Source organism: Paenibacillus sp. OSY-SE, from assembly GCF_000283315.1.
Classification (GTDB): Bacteria; Bacillota; Bacilli; order Paenibacillales; family Paenibacillaceae; genus Paenibacillus_B; species Paenibacillus_B profundus.
Genome location: NZ_ALKF01000145.1, coordinates 1 through 19,448, shown reverse-complemented (window position 1 = coordinate 19,448; position 19,448 = coordinate 1). Strand labels below are relative to the sequence as shown.

General features: G+C 43.2%; 14 protein-coding genes and 4 pseudogenes. 6 read left to right on the top strand and 12 right to left on the bottom strand.

What is annotated here, in order from left to right; genetic code table 11:
* Nucleotides 1-145 precede the first annotated feature (145 nt).
* A complete protein-coding gene (locus A372_RS0104195) occupies nt 146-1,201 on the bottom strand; it encodes a monodechloroaminopyrrolnitrin synthase PrnB family protein (protein WP_019419589.1) in 1,056 nt (351 codons plus the stop codon).
* A gap of 966 nt (nt 1,202-2,167) precedes the next feature.
* Between A372_RS0104195 and A372_RS0104185 the strand changes: the two genes are divergently transcribed.
* Nucleotides 2,168-2,806 carry a hypothetical protein gene (locus A372_RS0104185; protein WP_019419587.1) on the top strand — a complete coding sequence of 213 codons (639 nt, stop codon included), beginning with the start codon at nt 2,168-2,170 and terminating at the stop codon, nt 2,804-2,806.
* A 313-nt stretch (nt 2,807-3,119) separates the two neighbouring features.
* Here A372_RS0104185 and A372_RS0104180 read toward each other — a convergent pair whose 3' ends face one another.
* Nucleotides 3,120-4,046, bottom strand: coding sequence for a dihydrodipicolinate synthase family protein (locus A372_RS0104180; RefSeq protein WP_019419586.1), 927 nt, complete (start codon nt 4,044-4,046; stop codon nt 3,120-3,122).
* Nucleotides 4,047-4,365: 319 nt separating this feature from the next.
* On the opposite strand from A372_RS0104180, the gene A372_RS0104175 reads away from it, so the two are divergent.
* On the top strand, nt 4,366-4,797 hold the full coding sequence (locus A372_RS0104175; RefSeq protein WP_019419585.1) for an FAD-dependent oxidoreductase: 432 nt from the start codon (nt 4,366-4,368) through the stop codon (nt 4,795-4,797).
* A gap of 78 nt (nt 4,798-4,875) precedes the next feature.
* On the opposite strand, the gene A372_RS0104170 is transcribed toward A372_RS0104175, so the two are convergent.
* The 3 genes from A372_RS0104170 to A372_RS0104155 form a co-directional block, all read right to left on the bottom strand.
* Nucleotides 4,876-5,532 (bottom strand): DJ-1/PfpI family protein, encoded by a 657-nt coding sequence (locus A372_RS0104170; protein ID WP_026010889.1) that lies wholly within the window; start codon nt 5,530-5,532, stop codon nt 4,876-4,878.
* Nucleotides 5,533-5,696: 164 nt separating this feature from the next.
* Nucleotides 5,697-6,911 carry an MFS transporter gene (locus tag A372_RS0104165; protein ID WP_019419583.1) on the bottom strand — a complete coding sequence of 405 codons (1,215 nt, stop codon included), beginning with the start codon at nt 6,909-6,911 and terminating at the stop codon, nt 5,697-5,699.
* A gap of 343 nt (nt 6,912-7,254) precedes the next feature.
* Nucleotides 7,255-7,809, bottom strand: coding sequence for a MarR family winged helix-turn-helix transcriptional regulator (locus A372_RS0104155; RefSeq protein ID WP_019419581.1), 555 nt, complete (start codon nt 7,807-7,809; stop codon nt 7,255-7,257).
* A 690-nt stretch (nt 7,810-8,499) separates the two neighbouring features.
* Between A372_RS0104155 and A372_RS0104150 the strand changes: the two genes are divergently transcribed.
* Complete coding sequence (locus A372_RS0104150; RefSeq protein WP_237728485.1) at nt 8,500-9,636, top strand: vanadium-dependent haloperoxidase; 1,137 nt, start codon at nt 8,500-8,502, stop codon at nt 9,634-9,636.
* 241 nt (nt 9,637-9,877) lie between these two features.
* Here the strand turns inward: A372_RS0104150 and A372_RS39240 are convergent.
* Nucleotides 9,878-10,051 (bottom strand): annotated as a pseudogene (locus A372_RS39240) (DUF4097 family beta strand repeat-containing protein); the annotation flags it as partial.
* A gap of 428 nt (nt 10,052-10,479) precedes the next feature.
* Here A372_RS39240 and A372_RS0104145 point away from each other — a divergent pair.
* Nucleotides 10,480-12,177, top strand: a complete 1,698-nt coding sequence (locus tag A372_RS0104145) for a M3 family oligoendopeptidase (RefSeq protein ID WP_019419579.1) — start codon at nt 10,480-10,482, stop codon at nt 12,175-12,177.
* A 182-nt stretch (nt 12,178-12,359) separates the two neighbouring features.
* On the opposite strand, the pseudogene A372_RS36095 reads toward A372_RS0104145, so the two are convergent.
* Together A372_RS36095 and A372_RS0104135 are read right to left on the bottom strand one after the other, a co-directional pair.
* Nucleotides 12,360-12,530: pseudogene (locus A372_RS36095) on the bottom strand (HAD hydrolase family protein); the annotation flags it as partial.
* 18 nt (nt 12,531-12,548) lie between these two features.
* Entirely contained in the window at nt 12,549-13,328 is a 780-nt protein-coding gene (locus A372_RS0104135; protein ID WP_019419577.1) for an SDR family oxidoreductase, read from the bottom strand.
* Nucleotides 13,329-14,076: 748 nt separating this feature from the next.
* Between A372_RS0104135 and A372_RS0104130 the strand changes: the two genes are divergently transcribed.
* Entirely contained in the window at nt 14,077-15,234 is a 1,158-nt protein-coding gene (locus A372_RS0104130) for a GNAT family N-acetyltransferase (RefSeq protein WP_019419576.1), read from the top strand.
* Nucleotides 15,235-15,785: 551 nt separating this feature from the next.
* On the opposite strand, the gene A372_RS0104125 is transcribed toward A372_RS0104130, so the two are convergent.
* The gene (locus A372_RS0104125) at nt 15,786-16,712 is read right to left on the bottom strand and encodes a macrolide 2'-phosphotransferase (RefSeq protein ID WP_019419575.1); all 927 of its coding nucleotides are present in this window, start codon (nt 16,710-16,712) and stop codon (nt 15,786-15,788) included.
* Between the two features lie 391 nt (nt 16,713-17,103).
* Here A372_RS0104125 and dat point away from each other — a divergent pair, with 391 nt between their 5' ends.
* Nucleotides 17,104-17,979 carry a D-amino-acid transaminase gene (dat, locus tag A372_RS0104120; RefSeq protein WP_026010886.1) on the top strand — a complete coding sequence of 292 codons (876 nt, stop codon included), beginning with the start codon at nt 17,104-17,106 and terminating at the stop codon, nt 17,977-17,979.
* A 188-nt stretch (nt 17,980-18,167) separates the two neighbouring features.
* Here dat and A372_RS33230 read toward each other — a convergent pair.
* The 3 genes and pseudogenes from A372_RS33230 to A372_RS33225 all read right to left on the bottom strand — a co-directional run.
* A pseudogene (locus A372_RS33230) lies at nt 18,168-18,419 on the bottom strand (GNAT family N-acetyltransferase); the annotation flags it as partial.
* A gap of 327 nt (nt 18,420-18,746) precedes the next feature.
* Nucleotides 18,747-18,896 (bottom strand): hypothetical protein, encoded by a 150-nt coding sequence (locus A372_RS37165; RefSeq protein WP_019419571.1) that lies wholly within the window; start codon nt 18,894-18,896, stop codon nt 18,747-18,749.
* Nucleotides 18,897-19,183 (bottom strand): annotated as a pseudogene (locus A372_RS33225) (YolD-like family protein).
* Nucleotides 19,184-19,448: the final 265 nt, after the last annotated feature.

The following is a 19,448-nucleotide window of genomic DNA, read 5'->3' as shown; positions in this document are numbered from 1 at the left end:
TGAGCTCTTGGATAGACTCTATACAACCTAGTGGGGTTCTTGGGATGTCAATAGCAGTTCGGCATGACGAGGGACGTATAACCCATTGCTTATTTCATGATTCAGTTCGTGACCTTCAATAGATGGATTCCATTCGTGTACAGAATCACCCGTGAGGTTCTATCTTATCCGAAACGGTACGTTTGGCTTGAGCGACGACGTCAATTCGCTCCTGTAAAAAGGTATCAAACGCAAATCCTCCCGTACCTCTGGCAACGGAAGCATCTTGGTTGCGGATATATCTGCTGACTAGCCCCTGATGAACATTACGAAATTTGATGATCTCGTTGTAAATATCGACAAGAAGGTTGAGTTCGGAAGAACGATCTCTCCCAGATTGCAAATCGGCCGAATAAATTTGCTTTAAGGAAGGGGCAGCCAACGCATTTTTAATGCGGAATTGCTCACATGGCTCCAAATATGGCAAAAGATCATGAGTCGTTTCAATATAGGCATCATCTGCGGTGCCCGTAATGAGATCGGTTAGGATCACGCCCGCAATGTGCACGCCGCTAGGCGCATTGTAGCTTATCCCATTCACTTCAATGGGGAAAAAATAATCTCTGAAAAAGGTAATAAAAAAGACGGGATCCACCCCTTTGTGTACCTCGGCATTTTCCTTGCGCACTTGCCTCATCGCCGCTCTTACGGCACTAAGAATTTCCAGGCGTTCCGGCATATTCGGCTCAAGCTGAAGCTCCAGCAATTCCTCAACCGCTGGCTTAAGCGCTAGCTCCGATTGCTGGTGCCGGGTGATAAAAGCGACTTCACTGGCATCCCCAGTAAACGTTCGCAAAGAATCGGCAGGGTTGTATGCAATATACGAAGCATAGGTATCCCGTGGAATTAAACCGGTAGCCAAGGAAAAAAGATCTAAAATGGAGTACACCCTGCGTAGTTCAGAAGCAAGAATCCCTCGTTTCAAGCACGAAACTAGGAAGATCCCCAACTCTCCCATTGCCAATACCTTTTCATTGTAAGGACGGTGATATACGAAATCGATAAGTTGCTGCTGATCATCTGGTAGAAGAGAAAGGCCGCGCCTCAGGAGGTCAGCCGGGGACCCCGTCTTATTCAGGGGGGGAAGTTCATTTACCACAAAACGGCTAAAGTTACCCAATGGATAGTGCAGGTCTTCACATATACAATTCACCATAGTCATAAAAACTCTCTCCTTATATCCGAAGTTATTAACGAGAAAGATTTCAACCTATTACTCTTGCGGGAAGATACACTACATATGAAGTAGATTTGCAAACAGCTTCACTGGGAGGAAATATACAATCCAAACTATCACAATAAGGTTATTGTGTCAATTTTATCCTTTTGAACATTTTATGACATGTATTTCTAACGGGTGAACCACATCAACATCAAATCAACACGAACTTACGTACTGTTGTGCTGTGCATAATGCTCTCGTTTCTATGTGTCTATTCTATTGACAACCTACTAAGGAGGGCTGCTTGTTAAAAACTTCAAAATACTGTCTTGACATCTTGTGGCACTATATAATTCCATACGTATTAACCATTTTGTGCAAATGAAGCTTAATCGTTGGTGAATCTTCCACGAACAAAAAGAGATTATTCGCTAGATCGTTCTCGGCCAATGCCTTATCATCCTTCTATGACGCGCGCAGAATCGGTGCGCCATTCGTCCAGCGACCGACCAGCAGCACAGCGAATCGTCCCCGACTCCTGCGCTATCCGCTGCACAAACTTCCAGAATGCCGCCACATCCTGCCGTAGCCGCCCGACGGCGCTTATTTTTATGTTTTACACTTTAGACATTCGCTTTATCCACACTCTAGGAAATATATGGTAAATTGGGGGTGTTGACGTTTTATAAGAAGGATAGGCCGTACCGGGAGCTTAGTTATCGGAGCAGACATTGCCAGTAAATACACGTGGCTCAAACTATGGATTTCAAGGAAACAACAATGACGAGAAAATAACCCCTTCCTCACGCCAACAACTTTTCTAACTTAATTTCCAGTTCACAAGTTGGAATAATAAAAATTTTACCCAAGAAGGTGGGATGAAAGGAAGTATACAAGAAATCCCATGATCCATCTGCCTTGGCGAATGCCCAGAGGCTATTTTATAGTGGGAGGTAAGGGATTAACGTGATTCAGTTTATCATTGATTATCGCTGGAATTTGTTGATTATCGCTGAAATTGTTTTTTGGGTTTCCTTATTTATTGCAACCACATTGCGGTATTGGTTCGATAAGCCCAAGGCTGCGCTTCTTGTGTTTATTCTGACTCTTGTCAATGAGCTGTGGATTCTATATCTAGGGGTATTGGATTTAAGGCAAACCGGCAAGCTATCGATCTTTCAAATCGTCATCGTCATTATCATTCTGTATACGCTCGTCCTTGGAAAGTATGATTTGAAAAAGGTAGACCGATTCATTTATAGTACGATTGCAAGAATAAAAGGAAAACCGATCATGGATTCACAGGAAAATAAACGGTATGGAATGGCGAAAGCCAAGGAAGAATTAAAAGTTTTTAGTCTTCACGTAATCCTGTTTTTAGGGGTACATGCCGTATTCTACCTCATGTTGTATGCGGTCAATCAGGAGTCTCATCCGATTTCGTCAGCAGAGTTGATCCCGTGGCTGCAAGAACAATTTCAGAACAATTATGCTTTAGTTCAAGTCAATAAAATTTGGTTGGCTTTCTTGCTTCTGGATGGGATCATTAGTTTCTCTTATTTGCTTTTTCCCAAGAATGAGAGCAACAAGCCCGATAATCGGTGATCAGCCCGAGGCGCCTAGCAAAATGTTTGGGTTTGGCAGCTCCTCATGTGGAATAGAGATACACTTTATCGTCAAGATAGAAAGTCTGCTGCTCTATGGTTATTCTAACTCCTAAAAAAATGGTTGTTCCCTGACAGAATATAGGGAACAACCATTATTTAAACAAAAATCTTTTAAATAAACTTTTTATAAGATCGTCTTTTCTGCGTGTTAAACAATCAAGTACTTCAAGTATCTTGAGCACAGCCGCAACCTTAGACTGATCGTCAACAAAGCTGAAACACCATCAACAGAATCCGCTTTCCTCACGGTGTCAAGTATGCTGTATAACCCGAATCAGATCATATTTTTTCAACAGACGATCGAGCTCCACCTTCTTCTCCTGCGACAGCGAGCGTGCCGGTGGCAACACATCGGTCGGAATATCCACGCCAGTGGCTCGGACCGCTTCCTTCAACACATTGAAAAACGGCGTATCCACCGCATACACCTCGGTCACGACGCGGAACAGCTTCCGCTGCAGATCCTGAACCATCGCAAAATCACTGCGCCGATAAGCGTCATACAGCCCGCACGTCAGATGCGGCGCGAAGTTAGCGCTCGCCGGAACAACTCCGTCGCCACCGGCAATCAGCGTTTCCAGCAAATGATGATCATAACCAGCGAACACCTGGAAATCCGGGCGCACGCTCTTCACCTTCGCGATGGCCTCGAGAATCGGCTCCACGCGGTCGACCGTCTCCTTAATGCCGACGATGTTCGGGTACGTCAAGGCCAAATCCTTGACCAGATCCACCTTCACATCCTGCCCCGTCAACGCCGGGAAATTATATATGTACATCGGCACACTGACGGCCTCCGCTATATCCGCATAATGACGGAACAACAGCTCGTCGCTCAGCTTCGCAAAATACGGGTTGATGACAACCACCCCGTCCGCCCCCATGGCTTCCGCGTGCTTGCCGTAATCCACCGCTTCCGCCGTGCTCGTCGAACCGATGCCGATCAGCACCGGCAGGCGCCCGTTCACATGCGACACGGCGAACTCCGCAACCTCTTGTCTGAGCTCCTTCGAGAGATGGAAGCATTCCCCCGCCGAACCGAGGAAAAACAACCCGTGCACGCCGGAGGCGATCAAATGATCGATCATGCGACCCATGCCCGGCCGATCCAAAGCTCCGGATGAATTAACTACCGTAATGACTGGAGGGACGATGCCATGTAACCTGTTGTGTTGCATATCTACTCGCTCCTTTGCCAATGCTTCAAATTTTATATTGTGAAAAAACCTACAATCCAAGCAATACAAAATGAGATACCGATAACTCACTCTGCAACTTAAAGATATCACGGCTCCCCGGCATTTACAATCTTCCTTTATGGAGATATTGTAACAAATTGCACAAACTACTGCCTACCTGAACATTTGGGAGAGTGGCCAAAAGCACGAATCGGCGGATACGTTTCGCCACAAGCATATTCCCTATTCTCCGCCCCCTTGTCACAAAACTCCCTCACTCCTCGTTATATGTGCAAACCATAACAAGGAGATGTTTACGATGAAAGAAATAACCTGTATTGTCATCGGGGGCGGCTACGCTGGCATCAACGCTGTCAAAGCGCTGCAGCAAGCTTTCGCGAACAAAGCGAACGGCAAGTCCCTGCGTCTCATCTTAATCAACAAAGAGCCGCATCATTTTCGCAAAGTGCTGCTGTTCAAGCCCCCCGCTGGAGAAGCGGACAGCGCCCTGCCTTTGACAAGCCTCTTTCCGGAAGGCGTCCAATTGCTCCAAGGCACGGTAACGGCGAATGAAGGCAAAGTCCGGAGTCTGATTTACATGGACACATCAGGCAACCAACTTACCTTAAGCTACGACGTTCTCGTCGTGGCGGCAGGCAGCATTATCCGGCAAGCCGCTCCCGAGCAAGGCGGCATCGCTTTGAACAGCTTGGAAGTGGCGGCTTCCATCCGTGAGAGTATGGTGAAATAACGAATAAGAGGGCAACAAAAAAACGCATGTCGCAGCAACATGCGTTTTTTTTCAGACCGCGACTGACATATATGTGATTTACAAATCGGGCTCTTGCTTTGAAAGCTCTTGAAGCATCCCGCTTATCTGTTCTACCAATGGCGCCGGTGCTTTCTTAGTTGAACCCGTATCAAATGGAGGCTTAGGATCGTATTCCAAAATCAACTGGACTCCTTTGCTCATATCTTCCCCCAATTCCCATGCTACTAATTGGAGTGCCATGTCGATACCGGAGGAGACACCGGCTGCTGTTATGATTTTGCCATGGCGAACCACTCTTTCATCTGTTGGAATGGCTCCAAGAGAATGGAGCAGGTCGAAGGAGCTCCAATGAGTGGTAGCCTTCGCTCCATTCAACAAGCCTGCGGCGCTCAAGATCAGAGAGCCGGTACAAACCGAAGTAGTCCATTTCGTGGTCTCATGTAATTGGCGAATCCAATTCAGAGTTTCTTCGTCATTCATCGGAGTTTTATAATTAGGCGGACTACAGCCAGGAACGACGAGAATATCAGCTGAAGTAACTTCAGAAAAGCTGTAATCAGCATGCAAACAACCCATTTTTGAATCCAGTTTAATTAACCCTTTTTTCTTGGCGACAAATTTCACGTTACTTTTCATTGTAGCAGCAAATACTTCATATGGACCAATTGTATCTAATGCTGTGATTCCATCATAAAGCATGACTGCGATATCCATGATCATCTCTCCCTTAAGCATGATGTTTAATTCGTCTTCAAACAAACTATACCACACCCCCCTATAGTATACAGGTGTCAATATTGTGAAATTCACTACGCGGTGTTAGGGTCATTCCTCCCTTATTAACAAAAAAAGCCGCAAATGAACAAAGCGTTTTCCTGTTAGCGCACTTCAGATTTGATATTCACTGGCGTTTCCCGATGAATCAAACAAGCCGCAAGCAAGCCAATGCCTAGCACGAGTGCAAGCAAAAGAAAGGTAATCGCAAAACTGCCTGTCTTCATGAATTGAATAGACAAAATTGGGCCTAAGCTCGTTCCTGCAAATAGGACAAAAGTATACACCGACACCGCTATACCGCGCGATTTCCCGCCCAATTGGCCAACGAGCGCAACCAATGAAGGAACGGCAATTGCAATCCCCGTTACAAAGACTAGGCTCATTACCACCAGTAGCGGCAGGTTAGATATGAAACCCAATGAAGAGAGTCCAAGTATAGCTAGGGTCAAGCCGCCCCGCAACACGGATCGTACACCATACCGCTTGGCGAGCCGCCCTGCAAACGGTGAAATCATCATGCCAAGTACTCCAAAGGAACGAACGTATAGAATTTCCTGCTTGCCCAGCCCGAACGCTGGACCGCTCAGATAAGTGCCTAGCACAGTATACATACTCACAAAAGACATTAGCAGCACAAGCGCCACCAGATAACTCAGTACTAGATTTTTCTGGCTGAATACCTTTCCGATGTGCTTGATGGGTTCCCACACGTTGGCATGCGCCTGATGGATTTCTCCCTTTGGCAACAGCCACAGTACTAGAAGCGAAGTAATTGCATACACTGCTGCTAGCAGATAGAAGATAGCGTTCCATCCATATTGCTGACTGATGAGACCGCTGATGACCTGGCCAACAATTCCCGCAACCAGGAATCCAGTGCTGATAAATCCGATGGTGGTTACCCGCTTCTCTGCTGGAAACATCTCTACCGCATAGGCCAAAGCAACAGGAGAAAATGTCGCCGCAGCCGCCCCCTGCAGTCCTCTCAGAACAATAAGCCATGTTAAGCTGTGAACCATTCCGAGAAGCAATGAGATAATGGTTAATGCGATAAGTCCGATAAATATTACCCTTTTGCGGCCATATTTATCAGACAGCGCGCCATAAATCAGGCATCCCACGGCAAAACCAAGTGAAAAAATACTGCCTGTCGCCGCCGCATGTGTAGTGGTAATGCCAAATGTGGTGGCAAACACGGAAATCAGGGGAATGGTTACGTACAAGCTGCACATGACCACCATTCCCGACCAGCACAGCACCGCTGTCATCAGTGAGTAGTTCCGGCGCACAGCGGATTGATTGCTTAACTGAGTCATTATAAACACCTCTTATTTTCAAGTTTTCAAATGATCGTTGTTCTGACTTGCGGAAATTGCATCTCATCAATGATTGCTTTCGTCATTTGAGGAATGGAAAATTCAAGAATTGAAATGGACAGGATGGATACTGCCGTTAATATAATAAGTTTCCACTCCGCCCGTACTTCCGAAAATGTATAACGAAACATCCCCCATGCCACAAAATGCTCCTCAACCATCCCCTTCGTTTTCTTTTCTGTAAGTTGCTTGGATTTCTCCTTTCTCCAACGTATGTTTCCATTCACCACTCATTTCAAGCTCGACATATAGTTAGATAATCTAATTATAATGCTAAAAAAATTTATCTTCCCACTCCCAATCTTCTCTCTAAGCTTCCATTCAGCTTCATCAATATTTTCTTCAGCACCACTTGCTCCTCAACCTCCAAATCACTGATGAATGAGTCGCAAGTTGACCAAAATGTTGGCAGTATCTGATCAACCAGATTACGGCCTTCTGGCGTAATGTGGACATGAACCATACGACGATTGTTTTCATTCGTCTTACGTTCAATCCAGTTTCTTTTCTCTAGCCAATCGAGCAGAGCTGTTGCTGAAGCGCGCCGGATTCCAAGCCGACCTGCGATAGATGAAGGGGTAATCCCCTCTTTATCTTGATGCAGAATCAGCAACAGCAACAGGTCCAGCTTGCTTTCTGTAATTCCGAATGAAGACAGATTTAAATCCATCATATCCTGGATGTTATCGCCAATCCATAGCAGCAGTAAACCCATATGAGCTGATGCTTGATTGGTATCCTTAGAAGCGGTTTTCCCCATAAGCTCCAAGTAAGGAGCAACGCCCAATCTGGGCAACTGCTGTTCACCCACATGCTCCTTCTCAATCTTCTTTCTCATTCCATCACCCTAATTATAATTAGATTATCTAACTATAAGCTAATATAATCGATTTTTCTTTTTATTGCAACCCTTGTGTTTATTGAATTTGCAAAAAATCGTCTTCTCTAAAAGCGGCCAAAAATATCGTAGAAGAACCCATTCTCTTGTTTTGCAGAAGAATATAATGAACCAACACGTAAACGGTAATTCCCATCATCTTTACCCTAGCGTAGAACCATCTCTTTACGAAAGGATGATAGAATGAAAAATAATGAAATGCCCGTGAGTAAGACAAGCAAGGGGAATGGAATTATCAAGCCAAGGCGAGCTTGCTTGATTGGGCCGTTAAATAGTTGCGAGCGCCGCCGTAAGGCATTACGAATTCGTACAACAGCAGCCCAACTGCAAGATAGACTCCCTTCCCCCGCTCACCCATGCAATGGTGACGAAAGCAGGTATCGGAATAAAATCGGCAGCTTTACGAAGGGGCTGCCGCATAATAGCCTTGGTGAGGTAGACCTTAATGCGTATCATGCATTCATTGCCGCTCTGAAGACAGGTAAGGATTTTGAATCCATTCCGCTAGGCGGGGTTGTAAAGATCGTCAACCCTCAAGCCTCATACGCGTTCGATTTGGTTGGACCTGATAGTCATCATTTAGGGATAGCTTCACCACCGGCTTTCAGCAGTTCCTGGGAGGCCAGTGAGATGGCGGAAGTTTACTGGCAGGCGCTGACCCGCGATGTGCCCTTTTCAGACTATGATACCCATCCGTTAACCCTGGGGGCCGCTTCGGATCTGACCGCATTTTCCGATTTTCGCGGGCCGAAAGTAAATGGAGCCGTCACCACTGGCACCTTGTTCAGAGGGGATACCCCCGGTGACATAGCAGGACCGTATATCTCTCAGTTCCTATGGAAGGATATTCCCTTCGGAGCCACAACTGTTGTTCAGAGATATCGTACGACTATTGCCGGCGATGACCATATGACGTCGTATGAAGAGTGGCTGCGAATTCAAAACGGCTCCTCTCCAAATGCGACAGATGTACACGATCCCATTTCCCGTTATATCCGCAACAGCCGCGATTTAGGAGAATATGTTCATGTGGATTTTTCCTACCAATCGGTTCTTAGCGCTTGTCTCATTCTGCTCAGTTACGGAAAGAACGCATTAGATCCAGCCAATCCCTATTTTAACTCTGCAACCCAGAGCGGTTTCTCCACATTCGGTGCGCCATATGTGCTAGATTGGGTAGCCCGGACGGCGAGAGCGGCGCTAGATGCCGCTTGGTTCCAAAAGTTCCTCGTCCATCGCCGGCTCCGCCCTGAGGAATTCGGGGGATGTGTGCACAACCAGTTGACGGGAGCCGCTAATTACGAAATCAATTCGGAACTGCTCGACTCACAGGCGGTTTCCGAGACCTTCAACAAGTTTGGATCCTACCTGCTGCCTGCAGCTTATGCGGAAGGCTCTCCGATCCATCCAGCTTATCCCTCTGGTCACGCCTGTTTAGCTGGGGCTGGGGTTACTGTGCTGAAGGCGTTTTTTAACGAATCGTTCCCTATCCCCCATCCCGTCGCGGCCAGTTCGGATGGACTCTCATTGCTCCCCTACTTAGGTTCTCTGTTAACAATAGGAGGGGATTTAAACAAATTTGCCGCAAATATTGCTCTTGGCCGCGATGCGGCTGGTATCCACTGGCGATCGGACGGCATCGAGGGACTAAAGTTAGGCGAAGCAGTCGCTATAGGAATGCTTCAGGATTACAAAAAAACCTATCATGAGGACTTTTGTGGCTTTTCCCTCACCAAGTTTGACGGGACTACGATTACAATCGGTTAGCCGGCAGAAGCCAGACCTAATCTCGGAGAATGTTCGATGAAAATAATGCATTAGACTGAAAAATATTTTATCTGATGTACAATAATTGTATGAACCTTCCTTAATCATGGGATTTTATATGAGGTAGTACTTTTAATAAGATATTATCGAGTATTGGTACAGTGGAGGTCATTATTTGTCCTCCACTGATAGACCCTTGACATACCATAATTATTAATTTATATTTATATTTCCTTTTTTACTTAAAGCCATCTAAATCAACTGTTATATCAGATGAATCACTGTTAGCAGTAAGCGTTAATGAAGTGAGAGCTTCTATATAAGACACAGCAATATCTCCTGACTTTGTTTCTAGAAGTAATGACTTTCCTTCTTTTGTATCTTTGATTTATACTTCACCATCTGTTGAAGTAATTTTCCAAAACTGAATCCTGCAATAAAACCTCCCTTCTGGTCTTGCTGATTAACGGCAATTTTCTTCCCATCATTTTAATTGTTACAGGATCGTTCTTCTTGTCTATCCATTACACGGGGGAATCAATCATGAGTTAAATTGTACGAAACGAACATCTCCTTTTATTTTTTCTTACTCAACCCTTACAAATTCCTTAAGCTCAAAAAAGCTTGTAGAACCCATATATCAATGCACACAACACACACAACCTTTCATCACTTCTTAAAGTTATGCCCAGTGTTTTTCCATCATCCCATACGTAATCGCGTTCGAGATGCTGATCTAAAGGGACAGTTTTGTGAAGGGAGGGTATTCGTGTATTGTATAGAAATTCAAGTTAATAAATCATACTTTTATAGATTAGAGAATGAAATTAAGGAGGATTGTTTATGTCTGATATTCCAGAATTTCCCAAGTGTAATGGAGTGAATAATTTTTATGATACAAAAAAATTGGAAGATAAACTACAAACACTTCTCCAACAAGACATTTGTTCTGTTTCTGAATTAGAGAGGTGGCTAGTTGAGGAACGCCTATTATGTGCTGAAGTTGAAGAACTAATAACTAGTCATCAAATCAATTTTTATAGGGATACTAAAAACACAAATAAACGCGAATTGTATTTGTATTACCAAACCGATATCCAACCACTTCTTACCAAATATAATGCAGAGTTTGATAAGAAATTTAGCAATTGTCCGTTCTCAAAATTACTGGAAGATGAAAAATATGGTTATATGCGTAAAGTAAGGCTAGAAAAGAGTAAGATGTTTAATGAAAAAAACATCTCGCTTACTGTGAGGGAACAAGAGTTAATAACCAAATACAGAGAAATTTTGGCTGGTATAACAATGGAATGGGATGGCGAAACAAAATCTTATTCCTACATAAAAGCAATGTTAGATAGTCCAAAAAGGCAAATTCGGGAACGAGCATGGCGCGCTTTATCTGAGTCGCATATGCTTGTAAAACCTGCTGTAGACCGTATTATGAATGAACTTGTAAAATTACGTCATCAAATGGCACTTAATGCTGGATTTAGCAATTATCGCGACTATGTATTTACACTAAAAAATAGAGAATACAGTATTCAAGATTGTTACACTTTTCATGAATCTGTTGAAAGGTATGCTATTCCAGTATGGAAACGTTTGGCGAAGCTCTTTGAAACAGAACTTGGTATAGAAAAGTATCGTCCATGGGATCTTAGTCCTTGTACATTACAAAAATCTCCATTCAACAATTTAATTGATTTATTGGATGGAGTTGAAAAAATGCTAGGTAAGACTGACCTATATTTCCAGGAGAGATTTCAGTACATTCGAAAGCAAGGATTAATTGATGTGGAGGAGCGAAAGAATAAAGCGCCAGGAGCTGTTTGTTTTACCTTACCAAAAGCAAAAAATGTATTCATTTATTCCAACTTTAGCCCATCGTTTAATGCTATTAATGCTCTTATACATGAATTAGGTCATGCAATCCATTTTTATAAGCAGTTTGCTAACGAGAGTGGTGTACAAGAACAATATCTTCGTGAAGAAGTAGCTGAGCTTTACTCCCATAGTTTAGAACTAATGTTGATGGACAAACTTGATATTTTTTACCCTGAACACAATGAATATAAGAAAGCTCAGCGTGAACAAATGCATCGTGCATTTTCCATGCTCATTTCTCCACTAGCAGGAGACTTATTCCAACATTGGCTCTATACTAATCCATACCATTCACCCGAAGAACGGGATGCAAAATATCTTGAAATCAGCAAAAGATTCCAGTATTCGTCAGTTGATATTGCAGGTTTCGAGACACAAATCGGAGCAAGTTGGATCGAGTCTTTCCACTATTTTCAGTATCCTTTCTATAAAATAGAATATGCAATATCACAACTAGGAGCGTTACAACTGTTTCAAATCTATCGCGAGAATCCAGAAAAAGCTATCACTTTATTTAAAGAAGGCGCAAGTATGGATTGGAATTTACCGATCGCGGATATCTATCGAAATACAGGTGTTAATTTTGACTTTTCTGAACAAACCATAAAAAATATCTCCGAATTCATTATTAATATTATTGAAGATTTAAATTAAATGTACGTTGTAGACTGAGTTCATTCGAGTATCGTTAAGAGAGGAAGAGGATAGTTAGTTCATTATATGAGCTAATCTCCTCTATTTTTTAATTTTAATAGGAGACGGATTGTAATATGTTGGCTTGACAATCTGTCAAATGAAAAAGAGTTCCCTGTAAAAGAGAACTCCTTAAGTAAGGATTATATGATCCCATACTTTTTTAATGCAAACTCGATTCCATTTTCACTTGACTTTTTAGTTACGAAATCAGCTACTTTTTTTAATTTTTCATTCCCATTCCCCATGGCTATACCAAGTCCTACTAATTCCAACATGTCTATGTCGTTCTCGCCATCACCAAACGCAATAGCTAGATGCGGAAATTTATACTATTTCCCTAGAAATCCGCCTTCAGATTTTATCACTTGTCCAGTAATCCACTGTGATTCATCGCTAGCTAAGAAGCTAATCGTTCTGGCTGCATCTTCCGGCAATCCGATCCGTCCCATAGGAAACATCGGCAGAAAAAGTGCTTTCATCTCTTCATTTATCCATCCTGAATCGGTTGGCCCTGGATCGAACCCATTCACTGTAATTTGGAGCGGAGCCAAAGCTACAGAGAGAGGCTCGATTAACCCAATCAGAGCTCCCTTCGTTGCAATATATGCCAAGTTGTCAGGGTCGGGGCCTTTGGAAACCATGAAGACAATTCTCCCTGGAGTCCCTTTTGCATGGTTCTTTTCAAATCTTCTTGCAAATTCTGTGCTGAGCATAATCGTTCCACGATTGTTCACGACATAGTGTTGATCGAACGAAGCGATATTCAGGTTCCGAAAATTGGTTGACACGCAATAGGCTGCATTATTAATCAAAATCGAAGCGTTGCCTAGCGATTTTTCTACCTGATCCATAATAAGCGACGGCATTTCCGGGTTGGCATAATCCGCCTCCATATGACTTGCCCTCACGCCCAAACTTTCCAATTCCTTGCGTAAATGTTCAGGCCACTCCTTGTCTCCGCCATTGCCTTCCGTTTCATCAAAAGGATGCCAATGAGTAAAGAATATATCTGCTCCAAAACTTGCAAGGGAACGGCATATCGCTGTTCCAATCCCCGTTGATCTGCTTGCGCCAGTAACGATTGCTATTTTCTTTTTCAATGAGAACATATATTGTTCCTCCATTCATGATTTGGAGGGTAAGCAGTCAGAGATCAATAGAGATGCAATTTCCCGTAAAACTAAAAACGGATACCAATAGGCATCCGCAACATGGGTTTATGACACACTCATCCCTGCGTACCCGTAAGGTTAAAGATATGAACACCAAATAGAATAGTGAAATCACTATAATTGGTATTCTATCTATTTGTTAATCCTTACAGAGTTGTACACACGATAGGTTCTATGCTCCTTCTCAACGCATCTCTGCTTTAATAATAGCAATGATGAGAGCTAAAGGCAAAGATTTAAAGACAATTCCTGCAATTACGGGAATCATTGTTTCTGACCGAAGGGGAGAGTGAGTAAAAGCGTGGAAAGAGATAGTATCGCCTCTCACCTAACCTCGTTATTTACCTGTTTTTCAAGAATTGTTCCCATTGAGTGATGTTTTCAAAACGATAAGTGTCAACACCTTGGGCTACTAAGGTGGTTTTCAGAAGAAATCAAGACGATCTCCCCCTTTGTTGTTCAAAAGGCACGTCAGTACTTCGGCTGACCCTTGATTTAATTGTATTCTTTATCCATAATTGAATGGGGGCATAAAATACAAATCACCTTAGAGCTTAATCCTCTAATACGTTTAAAGGAGTGATGGTGTTTGGATACGAACAAACAAATCGAGAAGCATATGAGAGGTCTATATTTATAGTTGAATAAAAACCTCTCATTTGCTCATGGGAGGAAAAAAACGGACATGATGTATTCCAAGAACATGGTTCAGGGAATGGAACTCACGAGCGAAAACTTTTATAAAGCAGCAGGTCTTTTTGAAGCTTTGCAGCAACATTTATCCATTAAAGGTGTCATTACAGGTGCTGTACCCGGCAGAGTTTTTCTGTCTAATGACTGTGTAACAGCCGTGTTGACAAGTCCTCAAGGCATTTTTCTAGGCGGCAGTCCAGAGAGCAACCTGTTTTTCGAAGAAGCTAATAAGTTGCTCAAAGAGGAGCTGTTACCGAAGCTCGCGTCTGATGGAGAGTTAGATTATGTACTGTTCTATCCATTGGATACGAAGTGGGAAGATGCTCTCGAGGTGGTTATGAAAGATATATTGCCTATGAGAAGCGGGCGAATGACTTTTACTCACGATTTGAGTAGTATAGATGCCCCCTTTGAAGATGGTATTGTCCCGGTAAATAGCAACTTATTGAAGCGTCAAGATTTAGTCGGGCTCGATGATGTAATACAAGAAATTTTAGAAGGCTGGCCTTCATTAGAGGTTTACGAGGACAAGGGCTTTGGATGTGTTGCCATTCAAGACACGGATGAGGGTCCAACCATTATTAGCTGGTGCCTTACGGACTGGGTAGTTGAAAACGAATGTGAACTTGGTATTCAAACGGATGAAAGGTATCGCGGAAACGGGTGGGCGCGAAAGACAGCATTAGGCGCGCTCTCACTCGCAAAGCAGTGGGGCATAACAAGAGTCGGTTGGCAATGCTGGTCCAACAATATAGGCTCGCAGAGAACAGCCTTATCTGTAGGCTTCAAGCTGCTTGCAGATTTCCCGGTCCTGTTCGGGTGGAACCTTCCCTTGAACAACCTCCTTGTCAACGGAAACCATTATATGCGTGGTGATATGAAGTATGGCGTGGAAAAAGACTACGCCCGCGCAGCATGGTGTTACGCCCAAGCGCTAGATAAAGGTTGGGACTGGAATGGAGATGTGGCATTGTATTGGAACGCAGCCTGCTTGTTTTATTTGATCGGTGAAAAAGAACGGGCCAAACACTATTATAAACAGGCTGTCGACAAGGGATGGATAGACATCCACCACCCCCATTACCATGAACATGTCTACAGGGAAGAGGACAGCGAACAGATCGCACGTATTCTTGCGGAATCACATTGAGAATGCACCTTGTCCTCAGGGTTCTTCGGATTCTATAATCAACATATATATTGTTTACCTGCCGCCGCATTATTGGCGGCTTTTTTGTTTAGTAGAGACTGCCGATCCATTCCCCCATCGAATAATTCAAACGCAATTGCCCTCCATTATGAATACATTGGTCTGAGCATCAATTGGCGCACCATTTTATCTCTTCAATTGCTTCTGTCTCGTCCGCAGCGTAATCATTTGATTTCATTGATGCACGGCATTCTATTATGCGAAGGACGCAAAACGATCACTTCAATCCAAAATCAGACCGGACAATACCGGGATCTCAGTTGTACCATTCTTTTTTAAGATTATCTAGCCTCAACTATTAACCGCCCCCGCTGCATTCCCTTCCCTGAGCATCTGGGAGAGTGGCCAAAAGAACGAATTCCCCCATACGCTTCTCTGACAACAGCATCTTGAACTATCGCTTTCCGTTAGCGGAATGACCCGGCTCTTTGGCACCATATAACTAAAAAATAACCATCCGCTAACGGATGGCTATTCCTCTCTGCCTGTATTTACGTGTTCCAATTCGCAAGCATGCCTCTAGCCATCTCCATATCGGCTTCCTGGCCTGTAATAAGCGCAAACTTGGCTACCAACACCGGATAAGCGGCCCATTGCTCGACGATATGCTCATGCATGCGCGGCCATAACTTGCCCCCGGCTTTCTCATACCGTGCGAGCAGATCCCGAAGTCCTTCTTCGCCAAAGAGAGCGTAGTAAATGACAAAATCCTTGCCTGGATCGGCAACCTCCGCCTCCGTCCAATCCAGAAATCCGGTCACGCGCTGCGTCTCGTCCACGATGATGTGGGGAGGATGCATATCCCCGTGGTTCAGCACCGAATGCTCGGGCCAGTAAGAGTCATCAGACAACCATGCCGTCCAGCGCTCTTGCAGTATCTTCGGTATCGTAAAGCTGCCTTTGATTTCATCCATATTCTTTGAAAATTCCGCGCGCGCCTCCTGAGGACTTTTTATGCGGACACCCGCCTTGGCAGCCGTGTCTTGATCCGTGCGATGCAGCGCTGCCAACGCCCCCGCGAACGAATCGAAAAAGACATCCGAAAGCGCCTCCTGCTCGAACTGCCATAGGTACCCGCCGCCCCCTGGATCTACCGTCGCGATCGGTTTTCCGCGGAGCAGCGGATACGCGATAAGCTCGGGCGTAAAAATACGCCAGTCCGGTACCTCGATCGGCAGCTGCTCCCGCACAAGCTGCAGCACCTTATGCTCATTCTCAGCCCGCTCCAATACGTCCGATCGTCTTGGCTTGCGAAGCACCCACGGCTCGCCTGCATCATCGGTCGCGAAGGCCACAAGGAAATCCATCCCGGATTCGTTTAGTTCCACTTGATTGGCGTTTATGCGCAGTCCATTATAATTTGCGGTGGTTACTATCTCTTCAATCCTATTTTGACGATTTGATTGTGCCGATGTCATTGAACATCTACTCCTCACGTACATGGCTAATTGGGTTACAGCTTGCTTGCATGCCTGGCGGCATTCCATGCAATCAGCAATTCATCTACTCTTTCTTCACGAACCGCGCGCAATGCAACTCCGACGCCCCTATGCTAATTTTCCTATATTTTACCATAAATCACTTGTTACAGTAAACAACAAATGAAACAGTTAGCTAATGTACCAACGGTATCACATGACTCCGAACTATTTTGGAGAATAGGAACATATAATTACGATGTTGGCTCTAAGCTTTTCAGAGTCAGCAATACATTCCAGATTTTAATTCCTCTGCACTACCTTCTAAGTTGGCATTACGCACAGATAAGTTGTAAAGTGAAATTAATAATTCGTAAAGGAGCGAAAAATGGTGAAAGGTACGCATGAAGATTGGATTTTGTTTAATGGGAGAATTGTGAATATAAAGGAAGAGCAGCCGATGGTTGCATTAGAAGAACGGGGCTTGCAATTTGGTGATGGAATCTATGAAGTGTTTCGTTTATATAATGGGAAACCGCACTTGCTAGATTTACATTTAGAAAGATTCTTTACATCTATGAAGGAAATTCATCTTAATCCGCCTTTTACCAAGGAGGAATTGATTGGACAGCTTCAGCAATTAATTGAAAAAAATCAATTTCAGGAAGATGGAAATGTATATATGCAAATATCAAGAGGTGCTCAGCCACGAAATCATGTATACGAATCGAATCTGAAACCAACATATTTTGCAAACATTGTACCGTTTCCAAGACCGACTACCGCTATGAAAGAGGGAATAAAAGCAACTGTGGAAGAGGACATCCGCTGGAAGTTTTGCCATATAAAATCCTTAAATCTACTTCCGAATATTATGATTAAAAATAAAATTAGTGAAGAAGGATACCAAGAAGCAATATTAGTTCGAGATGGAATTGTAACAGAAGGGTGCCATTCCAATTTCTTTATTGTAAAAAATAATAAAGTGATTACGCACCCAGCCGATCACTTTATTTTACATGGAATTACTCGTCATCATGTTATTTCGTTAGCACAAGCTCTACATATTGAAGTAGAAGAGAGAGAGTTTCCATTACAAGAAGTATATGAGGCGGATGAATGCTTCTTTACGGCGACGCCCCTTGAAATATTCCCAGTTATTCACATTGGAGATGAGCAATTTGGTAATGGAGAAAGCGGCCCAGTTACGAAGAAACTACAAGCTGCTTATGAGGAAAGTATTGCACCTTTAAAAGCAACAAATTGAATGCATAAGGAAAGAGAAGCTGGTATTTCACCAGTTTTTTTTCATGAACTAATCAAGCGTAGGACAAATTTTAAAAACGTTGTAAAAGTGAATTTTATGTATATGAATTATGAAGCATTTAAAGAAGTAAATCACGTGGTGCGTCTTTAGCATCATCGATTATCATGTTCATGGCTCTTTTCTTATTCGGTTCTATAACCACAAGAACCAATAATTTCATTGGATTCTGATTCAATTATAGCGAAACGAGCAGCTTTGTTATCCTGAGCAAGTTCATCAAGAAGTTTGATCATATTTATTGCCTGATCTTCACCCGTGAAACAACTAATATTCATGAACCTAGTAACATCTGGATCAGACCAAATTTTAAACAAGCTAGACGAATCAGACACTTTCAATTGTCTTAAAAATAATCTTTCTGTGTGTAATTCTGTAATCAATACTTTTACCTCCATTATGTTATGCTTTTAAAGTCGGGTTAAAAATATTGATATCTGCGCATAGTTCAGTCCCTTCATTATTTGAGATGGCTTTATTATACAATAAAAATTTATAGTTCGGATAAGCTCGGAAAACCCATGTAAAAACAAGAACTTATTTATTTTGAATACGATAATTTCGGGTTAGTTCAGGTACAAATATGGTCACGAATGAGTTAAGGAACAGGGCGTGTGTTGAATCGAATAATAGCTTGATTTTGCTTGGGCCTCGGAATACTCCGGGGCTTTAATTAACGCATCATATAGGTCCTTATTACTCTATTGGGTTCATGTCGATTTTCCTTTCTTTTTTAGCTCCCGTTCGTTTTTAATGTACTGAGCAACGATACGTAACTTTTTCAGACCATCCCCTCCTCTCATATTTTGTAATAGGTTAATACGCTGCTTGCGGTGAATACTGCGGTTTTCTCCAACCATTCATATAGTGACCACCTTAATAATATCCTCGACCTTCACCCACTGCTTTTCACCATCGAGCAATAACTTGATACGTTTCCCAAGCTTGTCAATATCTATAACCATCCCTATCAATTCGCAGCGTTCAAATGGATCGAACATATCCAATGTGACGCATTCCTGCCATTCCATTGATTGGGCAAGCATGTAAAATATTCGTTCAATTCCTGCTCGTCGATAGTTGGCCGGCTACGGCGTCCAAACTCATATCTATGTTGTATAATGGTTTCCTTATGTTCGGGGAGCATCATACGCGATGACTCCCATAGCCCATTGCCCTGTAACTTCTTACTCATTTGTAATGGCCTTCAATTTTTATGTGGATTGTCGATTGTGTAATCTTAAAAATTTTCTTCCTAGAAAAGACATAAATAAAATTAAACCTAGATTTCTGTATAATCTGCCCCTTACAAAAGATGGCTCCTTTTTAAGCATTACATGCTACCCGCGTACGTTCTTTAATTAGTAATTGGAAATGGAATATAATGAGAAGGACGTAGCCCAAGCGAAGGT